Annotated in this window: 13 protein-coding genes; 6 read left to right on the plus strand and 7 right to left on the minus strand. The window is 66.7% G+C overall.

What is annotated here, in order from left to right; translation table 11 throughout:
* Positions 1–87: 87 nt before the first annotated feature.
* Together AFER_RS00365 and AFER_RS10640 are read right to left on the minus strand one after the other, a co-directional pair.
* Complete coding sequence (locus AFER_RS00365) at positions 88–939, minus strand: patatin-like phospholipase family protein (protein ID WP_012784164.1); 852 nt, start codon at positions 937–939, stop codon at positions 88–90.
* Between the two features lie 15 nt (positions 940–954).
* On the minus strand, positions 955–1,482 hold the full coding sequence (locus AFER_RS10640; protein ID WP_012784165.1) for a MarR family winged helix-turn-helix transcriptional regulator: 528 nt from the start codon (positions 1,480–1,482) through the stop codon (positions 955–957).
* Between the two features lie 119 nt (positions 1,483–1,601).
* Here AFER_RS10640 and AFER_RS00375 point away from each other — a divergent pair, with 119 nt between their 5' ends.
* Positions 1,602–2,978 (plus strand): pyridoxal phosphate-dependent decarboxylase family protein, encoded by a 1,377-nt coding sequence (locus AFER_RS00375; protein ID WP_012784166.1) that lies wholly within the window; start codon positions 1,602–1,604, stop codon positions 2,976–2,978.
* A 5-nt stretch (positions 2,979–2,983) separates the two neighbouring features.
* Positions 2,984–3,391 carry an HIT domain-containing protein gene (locus AFER_RS00380; RefSeq protein WP_049755163.1) on the plus strand — a complete coding sequence of 136 codons (408 nt, stop codon included), beginning with the start codon at positions 2,984–2,986 and terminating at the stop codon, positions 3,389–3,391.
* A gap of 176 nt (positions 3,392–3,567) precedes the next feature.
* Here AFER_RS00380 and AFER_RS00385 read toward each other — a convergent pair whose 3' ends face one another.
* The 5 genes from AFER_RS00385 to AFER_RS00405 all read right to left on the minus strand — a co-directional run bounded on the left by AFER_RS00385 (position 3,568) and on the right by AFER_RS00405 (position 10,432).
* The gene (locus AFER_RS00385; protein ID WP_012784168.1) at positions 3,568–4,773 is read right to left on the minus strand and encodes an NAD(P)/FAD-dependent oxidoreductase; all 1,206 of its coding nucleotides are present in this window, start codon (positions 4,771–4,773) and stop codon (positions 3,568–3,570) included.
* 97 nt (positions 4,774–4,870) lie between these two features.
* Complete coding sequence (locus tag AFER_RS00390; protein WP_012784169.1) at positions 4,871–5,308, minus strand: CoA-binding protein; 438 nt, start codon at positions 5,306–5,308, stop codon at positions 4,871–4,873.
* Positions 5,308–6,219 (minus strand): 2-hydroxyacid dehydrogenase, encoded by a 912-nt coding sequence (locus AFER_RS00395; protein WP_012784170.1) that lies wholly within the window; start codon positions 6,217–6,219, stop codon positions 5,308–5,310. The genes AFER_RS00390 and AFER_RS00395 overlap by 1 nt, the downstream gene beginning before the upstream one ends.
* Positions 6,220–6,885: 666 nt before the next feature.
* Complete coding sequence (locus tag AFER_RS00400; protein ID WP_012784171.1) at positions 6,886–8,976, minus strand: S53 family peptidase; 2,091 nt, start codon at positions 8,974–8,976, stop codon at positions 6,886–6,888.
* Between the two features lie 178 nt (positions 8,977–9,154).
* Complete coding sequence (locus tag AFER_RS00405; RefSeq protein WP_012784172.1) at positions 9,155–10,432, minus strand: histidine--tRNA ligase; 1,278 nt, start codon at positions 10,430–10,432, stop codon at positions 9,155–9,157.
* A gap of 134 nt (positions 10,433–10,566) precedes the next feature.
* On the opposite strand from AFER_RS00405, the gene AFER_RS11865 reads away from it, so the two are divergent.
* From AFER_RS11865 to AFER_RS00425, 4 genes are all read left to right on the plus strand, one after another.
* Positions 10,567–11,094, plus strand: a complete 528-nt coding sequence (locus AFER_RS11865; protein ID WP_012784173.1) for a COG4315 family predicted lipoprotein — start codon at positions 10,567–10,569, stop codon at positions 11,092–11,094.
* 134 nt (positions 11,095–11,228) lie between these two features.
* Positions 11,229–12,914: an adenine deaminase gene (gene ade, locus AFER_RS00415; RefSeq protein WP_041661594.1), complete on the plus strand. Its 1,686-nt coding sequence runs from the start codon at positions 11,229–11,231 to the stop codon at positions 12,912–12,914.
* A 56-nt stretch (positions 12,915–12,970) separates the two neighbouring features.
* Positions 12,971–14,146: a thiolase family protein gene (locus AFER_RS00420; RefSeq protein WP_012784175.1), complete on the plus strand. Its 1,176-nt coding sequence runs from the start codon at positions 12,971–12,973 to the stop codon at positions 14,144–14,146.
* Positions 14,147–14,740: an anthranilate synthase component II gene (locus AFER_RS00425; RefSeq protein ID WP_012784176.1), complete on the plus strand. Its 594-nt coding sequence runs from the start codon at positions 14,147–14,149 to the stop codon at positions 14,738–14,740.
* The last annotated feature ends 47 nt before the right edge of the window (positions 14,741–14,787 follow it).

Consider the following 14,787-nt stretch of genomic DNA (forward strand, 5'->3'; position numbering starts at 1 on the left):
GAGGGACGCCGGGACGGCCCTCGACGTGGGTACCCGAGAGGTGGCAACGGCTGGCCGGTCGTGCAGCAGCCGCTGCCTCCGTCTCGTTCAGCGTGCGGCTTCTCGTGCGGGCGTGCCTTCCAGTGAGGCGGCGAGGGTCCGCACCGCCGTCCGATAGCCCGACTCGATGAGCGTCGATGTCTGAGAGAAGTCGAGGGCATCGAGGGCGTTGGCGGCCGGGCACTCCAGCACGATCACCTCGGCACGTTCTCGTGCCCACGCGAGCTCAGTGGCGAGCTGTGCTCGCTTGGTGAGCGTGATCGAGCGCACCAGGGCCTCGAGAGGGCGCTCGTGGACAGGGAGCGGATCGGCGAGCGTGCCCGTCAGGAGCACGACGATGCGCGTCGCACCGAGATCGGCGGCCCTTGCGACCGGGGTGTCGTGGAGGACACCACCGTCGACCCATTCGCGTCCATCGTGAACGAGTGGCGGCAGGACGCCAGGGATCGCGGCACTGCCGTAGAGCAGGGCGACGGCGGGACCTTGACGCTCCCATCGTGCTTCGCCGGTGCGCGGGTCAGCCAAGACGAGTTCCATCGGCACCGTGGTATCGGCGAGGTCGACGACCGGCACGTGGGCTGCGATAAAGGTCATGAGCGGTTCGGCGGGGAAGACGCTCGCCCGGCGCGTCGCGTACCGGAGGAGTGTCACGAGCTTGGTCGCCGGGAACAGGCGCGCGGCTCTCAGCGACTGCCAGATGCTCTCGAGGCGCTCGACACTGCGCGACGTCGGGTCGGCTGCAACGATCACGCCGTTCAGGGCGCCGACCGATGCGCCAACGACGAGATCGGGTCTCACCCCTGCTTCGAACAAGGCTCGTAGCATGCCGACGTGGCATGCGCCCCTTCCACCGCCTCCGGCAAAGACGAACGCCGTGAGCTCGTGCTGCTCGTCTCGCATGCCTGCAACGCTAGCTCAGGACGTCGGCGTGTCTTTCGCAGTCTGTGGGCCCTTGGTCCGCTCGTCGTCGCTGCCGCAGTTCGCACACGAGGACGCGACGTCGAGCTCGCGGACGAGGTCCGCGAGGAGGGCAAGCAGCATCTCGCGACGATCCGGTCCCCAGTTCTGCAGCGCGCGCTCCAGAACTGCATGGCGCCGAGCGCGGAGCTCTTCGAGGACCTGCTTACCGCTCGGCGTGAGGCGTACCTTGGCGACACGTGCGTCCTCGGCGTCAGCGACCTTCTCGATGAGGCCACGATGCGCGAGGGCCTTGAGCTGGCGTGAGACGGTGGAGATGTCGAGGTTGAGTTGGGTGGCGAGGTCGCTGACTCGGATCTCGCCGTGGTGGGCGATGGCGACGAGCTGCCAGAAACCGGCTCCGATGGCGTAGGTAAACGTGGCATGCTCGCCCGAGCTCACGCGAAGTCGACGCAGTGACTGCCCCAGTCGGAAGAGCAGTTCGTCGAGCGTGCGCGAGGCATCGGAGTCGGGGGATGACGCCATCGGGTCCGAGCATACCCGTCGCCTCGATCGACGCTCGGGCTCGGCGCCTCATGCAGTGTTCGCATACTTTGAGGGTCGCTAGGATCGCCACGTCTTCCCTCACCAGAGAAGGAGGGGTCGTGCACCGACTCGATGATGAACTCCGGTCGCTCCAAGCGTCGATCGTTCGCTACGCCATGGAACGCATTGCTCTCCAGCCACCACCGCTCGACGGGCCGAAGAGCGCCGACGAACTGCGCGCGCTCTACGGCGCGAACGTCACCGAGGACGGTATCGGCGGCGAAGAGGCCTTGCGCCGCTTCGTCGAGGGCTACGCGCCGGCCACCCTCAGCTCGGATCACCCTCGGTTCTTGGCGTTCGTCCCGGTCGCTCCGACCAAGGCAGCGGTGCTCTTCGACATGATCGTCTCGGCCTCGAGCATCTCCGGGACCTCGTGGCTCGAGGGCGCTGGCGCGGTGTACCTCGAGAACGAGGCGCTGCGCTGGCTCGCCGACCTCATCGGGTTCCCCGAGACGGCTGGTGGGACGTTCCTGTCGGGAGGTTCGCTCGCGAACCTTTCCGGTCTTCACGCAGCGCGTCAGGCGGCCAAGGAGCGCCTCGGCGGTGTGCGGCCCGATCGCTACCGCATTCTTGCCTCGACCGAGGCGCACTCGTCGATTCGCACGGCAGCTGACGTCATGGATCTCGAGGTCGTCGAGGTCGAGGTCAACGATCCGGGACGGTTGCGCGGTGAGGACCTCGTACGGACGTGGGCAAAGCTGACCGATGCCGAGCGCAACTCGGTGGTCGCTGTCGTGGCAACGGCCGGCACGACGAACGCGGGCCTCGTCGATGCACTTGACGAGGTCGCCGACTTTGCCGAGGTCAACGGGCTCTGGATGCACGTCGACGCTGCCTACGGTGGTGCTGCGCTCGCGTCCCATCTTCGCGAGCGCTTTCGTGGCATCGAACGTGCAGGCTCCGTCGTGATCGACCCGCACAAGTGGCTGTTCGCTCCGTTCGATGCTGCGGCCATCGTCTACCGTGACCCGAACGTTGCTCGGCGGGCCCTGACGCAAGAGGCCGCCTACCTCGACGAGATCAATCGTGCGCCCGACTGGAACCCGTCGAGCTACGGCTATCACCTCTCGCGGCGAGTTCGAGGTCTGCCATTCTGGTTCTCGCTCGCGACGCACGGCACGCGCCGTTATCGCGAGGCCATCGAAGCGTCGATCACGCTTGCCCACGAGAGCGCCCACGAGATCGAGCGACGTCCCTACCTCGAGCTCGCGATCGAGCCCGAACTGAGCGTCGTGGTGTTTCGACGCCTGGGATGGGATGCCGAAGCGTACGAGCGATGGTCGCGGCAGGCGCTGGTCGACGGGGTGGGCTTCGTCCTCCCCACGGCCTATCGAGGGGAGAAGCTGTTGCGCTTCTGCTTCGTCAATCCACTGACCACCCTCGACGACGTACGGGCCATCCTCGACACGCTCGCGATCGACCCTCGGCCCTGGTGAGAGCCGTGAGCTGTCCGTTGTGCGGCGCGGCGGCGAGTGCGCTCCGCCGTTCGACCCTCGCCGCGGTCGTCGCGGATCGCTATCCGGTCGCAGCGGGCCACCTCTTGGTGCTGCCGCTGCGTCACTGTGGCCGGCTCGTCGATCTCGACGACGAGGAGCGAGCGGATCTCTGGGCGTTGGTGCACGACACGCTCGATGCTCCACCGCCGGTCGTTGGTGAGGCAGATGGCTGGACCGTCGGTGTGAATGATGGAGCGGCGGCAGGCCAGGTCATCGATCACGTCCATGTCCACCTCATTCCGAGGCGAGCTGGCGACGTCAGCGACCCGCGCGGTGGCGTGCGCTGGGTCCTTGGGGCGAAGGCGCCGTGGTGGGACGACGTCGGAGTCGACGACGCCTCGCGTCACCGTTGACGTCGGCGAGCTGCCAGGGCGAGCTGTCAGCGATATCAGGGAGGGGCCGCGGCTCATGCGGACCCGAGTCGCCGGCTCGACGATCGGCCCCGACACCAGCAGCGGAGCCCCCATCCCCGCTGCTGGTGCGTGCGCCGCGACCCATCGGCAGCGGCGCGTGGCCCCCCAAAGGCTGCCTAGGCGATGCCCTTGAGCATCCCGTGCCAGTAGAGCGCGGGCAGTCCGTAGCGCTTGAGCAACCACATTGAGTAGTGCTCCTTCGTCGTGTCGATCAGCGGCACGGTCGGGTGCGGATTGCCGGTGTAGTCGAACTCGGCGAGCAGCATGCGGTTGCGAGCGGTCACGAGCGGGCACGACCCGTAACCGTCGTAGTGCGCTTCGGGTGTGCGCCCTGCCATCACTGCCTTTAGGTTCGCGACCACGACGGGTGCCTGCTTGCGTACGGCGGCACCGGTCTTGGCGTTGGGCGTGTTGCCGGCGTCGCCGAGGGCGAACACGTTGGGATAGCGCACGTGCTGCAGCGTCTCCTTGTTGACCTCGACGCAGCCGCCTGGCGTCCCGTCGGACAGAGGCGTCGCCTTCAACCAGTCAGGAGCGCTCTGCGGCGGTACGGCATGGAGGAAGTCGTAGGAGATGGTCTCCTTGGTGCCCTCCTTGTTGTCGGAGATGACGACCTCGCGCTTGGTGCCGTCGATCTCCACCATCTCCGATTGGAACCGAACATCGATGCCGTAGCGCGCAACGACCTTCTCGAGCTCCTTCGCCCACACCGGCACGCCGAACATCGTCGGTCCAGGGAGCACGAGGATGACGTGGATCTTGTCGAGCACGCCCTCGATCCGCCAGTAGTCCGCCGCGAGGTAGGCAATCTTCTGAGGCGCGCCGGCACACTTGATCGGTCCCGAGGGCATGGTGAAGACCGCCGTGCCCGAGCGGGTCCGCTGGATGAAGTCCCAGGTGCGTGGCGCGAGATCGAACGTGTAGTTGCTCGAGACCCCGTCGTGGCCTACCGCCTCGGTGAGTCCGGGCACTCGATCCCAATTGAGCTGAATACCCGGGCACACGACCAGGTAGTCGTAGTGGACGGGAATGTCGCTCTCGGTGCTCACGACCTGGTTCTCCGGATCGATGGTGACCACCCGGTCACGGATCCACTTCACGCCACGCGGCATGACCGAGGCCTCGGAGCGCACGGTCTCACTCGCCTTGGCGAGCCCTCCCCCCACGACGGTCCACAGTGGCTGGTAGTAGTGATTCTCCGATGGCTCGATGATCGCGACGTCGGTCTCGCCTGCTCGTCGGAGGCGTGCCGCCACCGTGATGCCCGCGGAACCTCCGCCGATGATGACCACCTTGTGGTGGAGCCCCTTCGCTTCGGCCATGTCCCCTCCTCGACCTCATGAAGGTTGTGCTGATACCGACAAGGGTACACCACTGAGGGACCTTAGTTGAATTTGGTTCGGGACTTTCGTCCCTTGTTCACGTCGATTCAGGTCTGCGGTCGGCTCGGAGCCTGGTGACGTAGCGCGACGGGCAGTCGTCCATGACGACGATGAGACCGCCCTCGCGCGCGATGGCGGCAGCCTCGTCCGAGACGATCCCGAGCTGGAGCCACAGTGCTCGAGCGCCGACACCGACGGCGGCGCGAGCCACCGCGGGGCACGCCTCCGGGCGGCGGAAGACGTCGACGAGGTCGATCGAGTGCTCCGCGGCAGCAGCCTCGAGCGTGGGGTAGGCGGGCAGGTCGTGCACCATGGTTTCGCGAGGGTTCACCGGCAGCACCTCGTAGCCGAGGTCGAGGAGCTCCGCCATGACGTGGTGGGAAGCCCGCCACGGGTTCGAGGACGCTCCGACCATGGCGATGGTGTGGACCGAGCGGAGGACGTCGATGGGCTGCTCGGCGCCGATCACGATCATCAGTACTCTCCCCTCACGACGTTGAGCAGGGGAAGTCCGGCCATGTAGCGGCGGACGTTGCGCTCGACGAGCGCCGACGCGCGCGTCTCGAGGCCGGCGACGTCTCCTCCGACGTGCGGGGTGAGCACGACGTTCGGTAGGTGCCACAGCGGATGGAAAGGCGGCAGCGGTTCGGGGTCGGTGACGTCGAGACCGGCCCGGAGCCGACCGCTCGCGAGCTCGGCGACCAACGCTTCTGTGTCGACGACTGGGCCTCGGGCGACGTTAACGACGACCGCGCCGTCGGGGAGCCTGGCAAGGAGTGCTGCGTCGATGAGGTGCCTGGTTGCATCGGTGAGGGGAACCACGACGACGATGCCGGCGAGCGTGGGAAGAATCGGGGCAAATTCGTCGAAGGCGAGGACGTCAGGGTTGAACCGGGGTGTACGAGCCACTCGGACGATCTCGACGCCGAACGGCGCGAGGCGAGCCTCGATGGCGCGGCCAATCGCGCCGTAGCCGATGATGGCGACGCGCGCACCCGCGAGGCTTGGCATGACACGACGCTCCCACCGCCCCTCGTGTTGGGCCAGGGCGAACTCGGACAAGCCACGCGTCGCGGCGAGGAGGAGCGCCACCGCCAACTCTGCAGTCGCGTCATCGTGCACGCCGCGGGCATTGCAGAGCGTGACGCCTTCGCCGATCTGCCCGACGACACGATCCACGCCAGCTGTCAGGAGTTGGAGGACTTCGAGGTGACGCATACGCGGGAGCGGCTCGAGGGCGGCGCCGCCGGCAGCGTAGGCCGGCACGAAGAAGGTCGTCATGGCCAATCGATCATCGATCGGGTCCCCTGGATCCCACGTCACGATCGGTGCGTCTGGGATGCGTGTGATCAGTTCGGTGAGGGCTGTCGGGACCACGATCTGCATGAATCGGAGCCTAGGCCCTCACCTCCACAGAAGGTCAGCTGATGGGCGTGGCTGAACGGGGACGTGGCAACTCGCCACGTCGTGCTGCTGGGGACGTCGTCGGTGCGTGCAGCGTGAGCCGGCTGCCCACTCCCGCTTCGCCTCCGCGACGACGATCCGCGTGTCGCCCACACCTGGTTCGGCTTGACCGCTCCGTCGCGTCGTTCTCAGCTCTCGGCGCCCACGCACGCTGCTGGCCTTCTCCCTCCAGGTTGACACCTGCGATCGGGGGAATGGATGGGCCAGCATTGGAAGGCCAGCATTGGAAGGCCAGCATTGGAAGAGGACGACGCCCTTCGCCACTCTGGGCAGACTCGTGGTCGATCGGGAACGGCCCTTGTTCGTACCCACGGACGACGGGCCGCAGTTCGCGAAGCGGTACCTCTGACCTGGGAGCTGGCGGGGATGGCGTGTGGTGGTTCGCTGATGCTGGTCTGTACGGCTCTCAGGATGTGACTCTCAGGATGTGAACTGAGTCCGCCTCGCGCTGGCGATCATCGCCCAGATGAACCTCTCGGTCCCTGGTCATCACGCAGCAGCGATGAGCCGCGGTTCGCAGCGCCGAGCCGTCGAGCAGCGCGGCCTCGGGCGTCTTGGTGCCCGAGGCCGTCCCTGCGACGCGGCCGCTCAGTCGCCGAGCTCTCTCGGGATCGCGGTCTGGAAGCTGCGGAACAGCTGCGTGAGGTCCGCGTAGCCGAGGCCCGATCCCGGATTGAACACGGCGCCTTGTGAGCCGGTGTAGAAGTCGTTCGTGTTGGTGAACTCACCGGAGATCGCAAGCTGGGCGTTGCCGATCTGGCCGCTGTAGTAGGCCGAGCCGTCGATGGTGTTCGAATCGAGCGGCGTGAACGGCGACGACGTCGAGGTCGCGAAGCGGTAGATGTTCGGATTCCAGAAGCCGAGCCGTACGCCCCCGAGGGCGCTCTCGTAGACGGCGTCGGTCCCGTTGAGCTGAGGCGCGATGAAGCTCGTGCCACCGAAGTCCACCAGCTTTGACCCGTAGACGCTCTGGAACTGTGGGTCGTAGACCGCATAGCCGGTCTGGGGGTCGGCGTTGAACGCCAGGTCCGGCGTGACGCGGCCACCGCTCATGCCCGTCTGAAGCGTCGGGGCAGGGTTGAACGAGAACTGCGTCGGCTCGACGAGGCCTGGTGCGACCTGCTGTGGATCGATCGGCGTCAAGAACTCATAGGCCGAGTAGCTCCCTGCCCCCACCATCTGACCCTGTTGGTAGAGCGGACGGCCGAAGAGGGTGGAGTAGCCACCGCCTGATCCCACCGGCAAGCTCGTGGCTGCTTGGGCCTCGTTCTGGAAGCCGAGTGCGATGTACATCGGCCACAGGTAGTCCCAGCCCCAGGTCATCTGCTGCGGGATGGTCACCGACTCGGTGCCGACTTGGGTCCCGTTCGCCATGATCGGGTAGGTCTGAGTACCCGGGAGCGTCGTGCCGCCAGCGGCGGTGTCGTAGGGGGAGTCGGAGGGGTTGTCGATACCGAGGTTGGTGGTACCGATATCGCCTTGAGGGTCATAGGCGCCGTTGTCGCCGCTCGCGATGAAGTTCGACTGTCCCTGCGCCGCCATCTCGAGGAAGGCCTGGTTGAACGAGGCCGCATACCCCGGTGACTCCTGCGCTGCGTCCACCGCAGCTTGGATCGCGGTCTCGGACTCACCCCAGCTCGACGAGACGGAGCCGGCGACGTTCTGGCTGGCCGCCTCGTAGAAGGCGTCGACGAAGCCGTAGTCGGTGTTGGGCGCCTGGTACACGACGATCTTGGCCATCGGCGCGATCGTGCCCGACTGCTCGACGTCGAGGGTGGTCTCGTCGGAGCCAGCGTTCAGCGACACCGGCCCTGCACCGCCGTCGACGTTGACGAGCGCAAGACGATTCGGCAACGTCACGACGTGCGCGATGTTCCTCCAGAAGTACATCGGCACCGAAGGGTTCACGCTCGCCAAGGTCACGATGCCGATGGTCTGCCCCTGACCGAGGTAGCCCGCTTGCTGGAGCGGTGTGAGGTTGTAGTCGCTCGTGAAGGCCTGCGGCAGCTGATCGGTGGGTGCTGCGGTTTGCGACGACCCAGCCGTGGGTGCGACCTGGTTGATGCCGGGCACCGCGAGCGACTCGTAGGGCGCGTAGTTCGACAACCCGAGCACGGCCAGAATGTTCGACGCCAGGTTCAACGGCATCTGCGGCGCGCTGCGCGTCCCGTAGACCGTCTGGGTCGTCGCGGGCGCACTGGCTGCGGGCCTGGTGGTGACGGTGAAGTTCTCGAGCAAGATCCCAAGGGCCTTGTCGTACTGTGCGGCCGTGCCCTGCGAGGTGACATCGAGGCCATCGCTCATGGCCTGGGAGCTGATGCCGAACTCACGGAGGAACCCACGCAGCGCGAGGATGTACTCTTCGGTCTGGCCGTACTCGAGCGCGAACTCATGGGGCGTCAGGTACGGACCACGCCAACCAGCAGCCACCCGAGAGGCAAGCTGTCCCTGGTTGCGCATCTTCAGGATGAACGACACCCGCATCATCGTCGACCCAGCCGTGGTGCCCGTCGGGGTGGCGTGCGAGAGCACATCGGCACCGATGCCCTGCGACACCGGCACCAGCGGATCAGACGCCGACGCGAGCGACTGCGCGCCTGGCATCGCCAGTGCAGCGCCGACGAGGCCGATGGATCCCAAGGTACCGAGCATCTGCAGACGACGACTGATACGCCTCATAGCCCAACCCCCCTCATACCTGAGCGCAGCCCACACCCATGCAGGACCTGCATCAGCGCGACACTAGCACGCGAAGTATGCCGCATCGTTGTCGAGACGGTCCGTCTTTCGGTTGGCTCGACTACCGAGCGTGCTGGTCCGTCGCGGCGGATGCGTCGTGGGTTCGGTCGTGACGTGCTCAGTGCATCAGGAGACGCGGCTCGGCGTCGACACCGAGTGTGAGGTGCCAGAAGGAGTCCTGCGATCCTTCCGCCTTGAGTTCTTCTGCCGCGAGTGCAAGGCGCTTCATCGGGGAGCGCGCCGTGTGATCGTGTGGGAGCAGGGTTACGAGGTAGCCGTCGCGACGGAAGTGTCGAGCCATCCGCAACGCCTCGGCAATCTGAGTCGTCGGGTCGAAGATGAGGGTGAGGCGGCGTCGCGGCGTGGCGAGGTGGATGCCGAGCTCTTCGAGCAGGGAGAGAATGCGCTCGAACCCAAGCGAGATACCGCAGGCCGGCTCGTCGACTCCGAAGCGTGCGAGGAGTCCGTCGTAGCGCCCGCCGCCGCCGATCGACGACGACCAGTGAGGGTGAACGATCTCGAACACCGACGAGGAGTAGTAGTCCAGCCCTCGAACGATGAGCGGGTCGATGACGACCTCCGTGTCCCGGACCGAGGTCCGCACGTGCGTCGCGATCGCGTGGAGGCTCTCGAGCACGCTTGCATCGACATCGAGGGTCTCGAGGACATCGAGGGGATGCTCGTTCTCGACGATGTCACCGAGCGTTGCGAGGACGTGGTCGGCGAGCTCCTCGCCGAGCCCAGCCCCGACCATCTCGTTACGCACAGCGATCGGCGGCTCCTTGTCGAGCTTGTCGAGCGCGACGAGCACACTGCGCCAATGATCTGCCGGCACCTCGAGACGCTCCAGGACATGCTCGACGGCCCGTCGATCGTTCACGTGCAGCTCGAAGCCCTCGAGGCCGAGCTGGTGCAAGGCCGCCGTGGCGGCGATCAGCAGCTCGACCTCGGCGAGCCAGCTCGCCTCGCCGAGGATGTCTGCGTCCGCCTGCACGAACTGGCGGAGTCGGCCGCGCTGCGGACGCTCGGCCCGAAAGGCGGGGCCGATCTGCATCGCAAGAAAGGGCTTGGGCAGCTTCGACTGGTTCACGGCGTAGAAGCGAGCGAGCGGCACCGTGAGGTCGAATCGCAGGCCCGCATCGACGAGGTCGTCGGGGCTCGAGGCGGACCCGAGGTCGAGACGCTCGCCGCGCTTGAGCACCTTGAACATCAGCTTCGCATTCTCGCCCGCCCCGGAGGCAGCCAGTGCTTCGAGGGTTTCGACGATCGGGGTCTCGATCTCGAGGAAGCCGTGCGACCGGTACGTCGAGCGGATCACAGACGCTGCGGCAGAGCGGACCTCGTGCTCCCCGGGGAGGATGTCGCGCATTCCTCGAAACGGACGCACCTGGAGCATTGGACTCCTCTCTGACTCGGGCGCCGATGTGCTGTCATCAGGCAGTGTCATCCTACGCCTCGATCGGGCCCGAACCGTGGCCCTTGGGAAGGGATGCGCTCTCACCGGTGTTGTCCGGACAAAGGAGGGGAGCCATGCGCAAGTCCTTGCACGTCCGTTCCGTGGTTACCGTCGGGGTCTTGGCGAGCCTTGGTGTCGTACTGGCCGCCTGTGGGTCGACGTCGTCGACGTCTACCTCGGCGAAGACGTCGTCCAGCTCTGCGACCGTCGCCACGTCGTCCTCGAGCTACGGCACCATCGTGACCTCGGGTTCGGGAGTCACGTACTACGTGTTCTCGGCAGACTCACACGATCATTCGGCGTGCACGGGTTCGTGTGCCGCTGCGTGGCATCCGGTGCTCGCGACGCACCCCACGGTCGGTGGCTCGGCCCAGGCATCGCTCGTGAGCACGTTCGTGCGCCCAGGCGGAGAGCATCAGGTCGCCTATGACGGCCACCCTCTCTACACCTTCGTCGACGACTCGGGCCCCCACGTCATCAGCGGCCAAGGCATCAACTCGTTCGGGGGTTCCTGGCACGTGATCGCCCCGAGCGGGACCCCGATCACCGCTGCGTCGAGCTCGTCGAGTTCGTCCTCGAGCGGCTATAGCAGTGGCTACTAGACGGCGTCCGCACCACGACCACGACGCCCGGTGGCTCTAGGCTGCGAGCGCACGGCACCATGAGCGTGCCCTGTGCCTGATCGACGAACGAGGAGGCCCTGGTGCGCAGCGCTTCGCCACGGCACGACAGTCATATGATCGCCCTGGCGCGAGGTGACGGGAACGTCGACCTCGTCATCAACGGTGCGGAGGTCTTCAGTCCTCTGACGCGAACCTGGGTCTCGACGTCGCTCGCGATCGCCGACGGGGTGGTGGTCGGATGGGGCGAGCGGCCGACCAAGGAGCGGCTGGACCTCGCGGGCATGATCATCGTGCCCGGATTCATCGATGCCCACGTCCACATCGAATCGACGAAGCTGTGGATCGACCGCTTCGTCGAAGCGACCGTACCTATGGGGACGGTCGCGGTCGCGAGCGATCCACACGAGATGGCCAACGTAAAGGGGCTCGAGGGTGTGCGTGCGATGATCGCAGCCGCCCATGATCTCCCCATCACCATCGGAGTCTGTGGGTCGTCGTGTGTGCCAGCGTCGCGATTCGAGAGTCCGGGGGCGACGTTCGAGGTGGAAGCGATCGCCGAGGTGCTCGCCGAGACCGACGCGCTCGGTGTGGCCGAGGTCATGGACTTCCCAGGCGTGATCGCTGGCGACGAGACCTTGCTCGCCAAGATCGCGCTCGCTGGTTCGCGTCGCGTCGACGGCCACGCTCCAGGACTGCGCGGTTCGGATCTCGATGCGTACCTCGTCGCTGGCGTGGAATCCGATCACGAGATGGTCAGTCTCGAGGAGGTCGACGAGAAGCGTCACAAGGGCATGTGGGTCTTCCTCCGGCACGGATCGGCAAGCCACAACCTCGCTGCGTTCGCCCCGTCGGTGCGAGCCTACGGAACGACCAACGTTGCGCTTTGCTCCGATGACCGGGAGCCGGATCTCCTTCTCGAGCGCGGTCACGTGAACGACCTCGTCAGGATCGCCCTGGAGGCGGGCATCAGCCTCGAAGACGCACTCGTGCTGGCGACGTTGAACCCTGCCACCTACCACGGTCTCACCCATCTCGGCCATCTGGGGCCCGGCCGTCAGGCCGACTTCGTGGTGTATCGATCGCGCGCCGAGCTCGAGGCGGGACGGCCTCCCGCCATGGTGTTCCACCGTGGTCGGCTGGTCGCCGAAGATGGGCGGCTCGTCGTCGAGCTCCCCCGTCGCGAGGTGCCCGAGACCCTCCTCGCCACCGTGCGTCTTGCTCGAGCGCTCGTCGAGGGGGACTTTACGACCCCGATCCCCGAGCGCGTTCGAGTGATCGTCGCCAACGACCACTCGCTCTGGACCAACCAGCGCGTCACGACTCGTGACGAGCTCACCGGGATCAATCGGCTCGCGGTCGTCGAGCGACACCACGCGACCGGGCGCATCGGCCATGGTCTCGTCGAGGGTTTCGGCCTCGAGCGCGGTGCCATCGCGTCCACCGTTGCCCACGACGCTCACAACCTGATGGTGGTCGGTGCGCTCGGAGCCGAGGCCGACATGGCGACCGCAGCCAATCGCGTCGCTGCGCTCGGCGGCGGGCAGGTGGTCGTCGTCGATGGCCAGGTGATCGCAGAGGTGCCCCTCCCGATCGCCGGGCTCATGAGTGATGCGCCGATTGCCGAGACGGCGCGCGCGGTCGTCGAGGCGACGCAGGCCGCCCATGCGCTCGGATCGACGCTGGAGGCGCCCTTCATGACGCTCGCGTTCTTGGGTCTGTCGGTCATCCCCGAGCTCAAGCTCACTGACCAGGGACTCGTCGACGTCGGAGCGTGGGACGTCGTGAGTCTCGAGGCCTGACAAGCCACCGCTCACCCCGGCCGGTACGCTAGGAGCAAGGCCAAGGAGGTCACCCGATGCGTGATGCCGTCATCGTCGATGTGGTTCGAACCCCAGTCGGTCGTCGTAATGGTGCGCTCTCGGGCTGGCACGCGGTCGACCTCGCCTCGACGGTTCTCGAAGCGCTCGTCGCACGAACGGGCATCGACCCGGCGCTCGTCGAGGACGTCATCATGGGCTGCGTCTCCCAGGTCGGAGAGCAGGGCATCAACGTCGCCAGAAATGCCGTCCTCGCCGCGGGTTTTCCCGAGTCCGTCCCCGGCACGACGGTCGATCGGCAGTGCGGCTCGTCACAGCAGGCGGTCGCGTTCGCCGCACAAGGCGTGCTCGCCGGTGCCTACGACGTCGTGATCGCCGCCGGTGTCGAGTCGATGTCGCGGGTGCCGATGGGCTCGAACGGGGTGGGCCCTGGGTCGCCATTCGGGCCCCGTGTCGAGGCGCGCTACGCAGCGCGTGGAGGTCTCGTGCCTCAGGGGATCTCGGCTGAACTGATCGTCGAACGCTGGGGGTTGACGCGCCAGGAGCTCGATGCGTTCGCGCTTCGATCCCACGAGCGTGCTTGGACGGCGACGACGGAAGGGCGTTTCAAGTCGGAGATCCTGCCCATCGAGGGGCGTCGTGCCGACGGTGCAGCCGCCCCGACCGTGCTCGAGGCAGACGAGGGCATCCGGCCCGACACCTCCCTCGAGGCGCTCGGGAGTCTGAAGCCCGCGTTCGTGCCCACAGGGACGGTAACAGCGGGCAACGCCTCGCAGATCTCCGATGGCGCCGCCGCTGCTCTCATCATGGACGCCGAACGGGCGCGTCGCCTTGGCCTCGTCCCCCGCGCGCGGGTCGTTGCCTTCTCACTGGCGGCCGACGATCCGATCATGATGCTCACCGCACCCATTCCAGCGACCCGTCGTGTGCTCGAACGCGCCCATCTCAGCCTCGATGACATCGACCTCGTCGAGATCAACGAGGCCTTCGCATCGGTCGTGTTGGCGTGGGGTGCTGAGCTGCATCCCGACTGGGATCGCGTCAACGTCAACGGTGGGGCGATCGCGCTTGGCCATCCGCTCGGGGCGTCTGGGGCACGCCTGTTGGCGACCTTGGTGAACGAGCTCGAGCGCCGTGGCGGGCGTTACGGCCTCCAGACCATGTGTGAGGGCGGCGGCATGGCGAACGCGCTCGTGATCGAGCGCCTCGGGTAGATGAGCGCCCCACGCGTCCTCATCGTCGACAACGTCGACTCGTTCGTCCATAATCTCTATCAGTACGTCGGCGAGCTCGGCGCAGATCCAGTCGTGGTTCGTGACCTCGAGATTCGAGATCGTGTCGATCCGCGCAGTTTCGACGCGATCATCATCTCCCCCGGGCCGGGGCATCCCAGGGCGTGCGTCGGAGGACGGTGGATCCTCGAGGATGCAGCTCGCGAGGTGCCGACACTGGGTGTGTGTCTCGGCCATCAGCTCATCGGTCTCGTCTTCGGTGCAACCGTGACCCACGCACCACGCATCGTGCATGGTGAGACCTCCAGCGTTCGCCACGACGGTCGAGGCGTCTTTGCGGGGCTGCCGAATCCCCTCGTGGCAACCCGCTACCATTCGCTTGCGATCGACCCGACCTCGGTTCCGGACGAGCTCGTCGTGACGAGCTGGAGCGAGGACGACGTGATCATGGGGGTGCGGCACCGATCGTTCCCGATCGAGGGCATCCAGTTCCATCCCGAGTCCTACGCCACCGACCTCGGCCACCAGCTGATCGGGCGATTCCTGGGTCTCGAGGTGCCTGCCCGCACTCGCTGATCCTTGTGCGGGCGTCGTTCGCTCGGATGGCCAAGCCGGCGCGCCAC

Source organism: Acidimicrobium ferrooxidans DSM 10331, assembly GCF_000023265.1.
In the GTDB taxonomy this organism is placed as follows: Bacteria; Actinomycetota; Acidimicrobiia; order Acidimicrobiales; family Acidimicrobiaceae; genus Acidimicrobium; species Acidimicrobium ferrooxidans.

What these genes read in the sequence shown, in the direction of transcription:
- AFER_RS00365 (WP_012784164.1), bottom strand. Translation starts at nt 939, where the DNA reads ATGCGAGACGAGCAGCACGAGCTCACGGCGTTCGTCTTTGCCGGAGGC.
- AFER_RS10640 (WP_012784165.1), bottom strand. Translation starts at nt 1,482, where the DNA reads ATGGCGTCATCCCCCGACTCCGATGCCTCGCGCACGCTCGACGAACTG.
- AFER_RS00385 (WP_012784168.1), bottom strand. Translation starts at nt 4,773, where the DNA reads ATGGCCGAAGCGAAGGGGCTCCACCACAAGGTGGTCATCATCGGCGGA.
- AFER_RS00390 (WP_012784169.1), bottom strand. Translation starts at nt 5,308, where the DNA reads ATGATCGTGATCGGCGCCGAGCAGCCCATCGACGTCCTCCGCTCGGTC.
- AFER_RS00395 (WP_012784170.1), bottom strand. Translation starts at nt 6,219, where the DNA reads ATGCAGATCGTGGTCCCGACAGCCCTCACCGAACTGATCACACGCATC.
- AFER_RS00400 (WP_012784171.1), bottom strand. Translation starts at nt 8,976, where the DNA reads ATGAGGCGTATCAGTCGTCGTCTGCAGATGCTCGGTACCTTGGGATCC.
- AFER_RS00405 (WP_012784172.1), bottom strand. Translation starts at nt 10,432, where the DNA reads ATGCTCCAGGTGCGTCCGTTTCGAGGAATGCGCGACATCCTCCCCGGG.
- AFER_RS11865 (WP_012784173.1), top strand. Translation starts at nt 10,567, where the DNA reads ATGCGCAAGTCCTTGCACGTCCGTTCCGTGGTTACCGTCGGGGTCTTG.
- ade (WP_041661594.1), top strand. Translation starts at nt 11,229, where the DNA reads ATGATCGCCCTGGCGCGAGGTGACGGGAACGTCGACCTCGTCATCAAC.
- AFER_RS00420 (WP_012784175.1), top strand. Translation starts at nt 12,971, where the DNA reads ATGCGTGATGCCGTCATCGTCGATGTGGTTCGAACCCCAGTCGGTCGT.
- AFER_RS00425 (WP_012784176.1), top strand. Translation starts at nt 14,147, where the DNA reads ATGAGCGCCCCACGCGTCCTCATCGTCGACAACGTCGACTCGTTCGTC.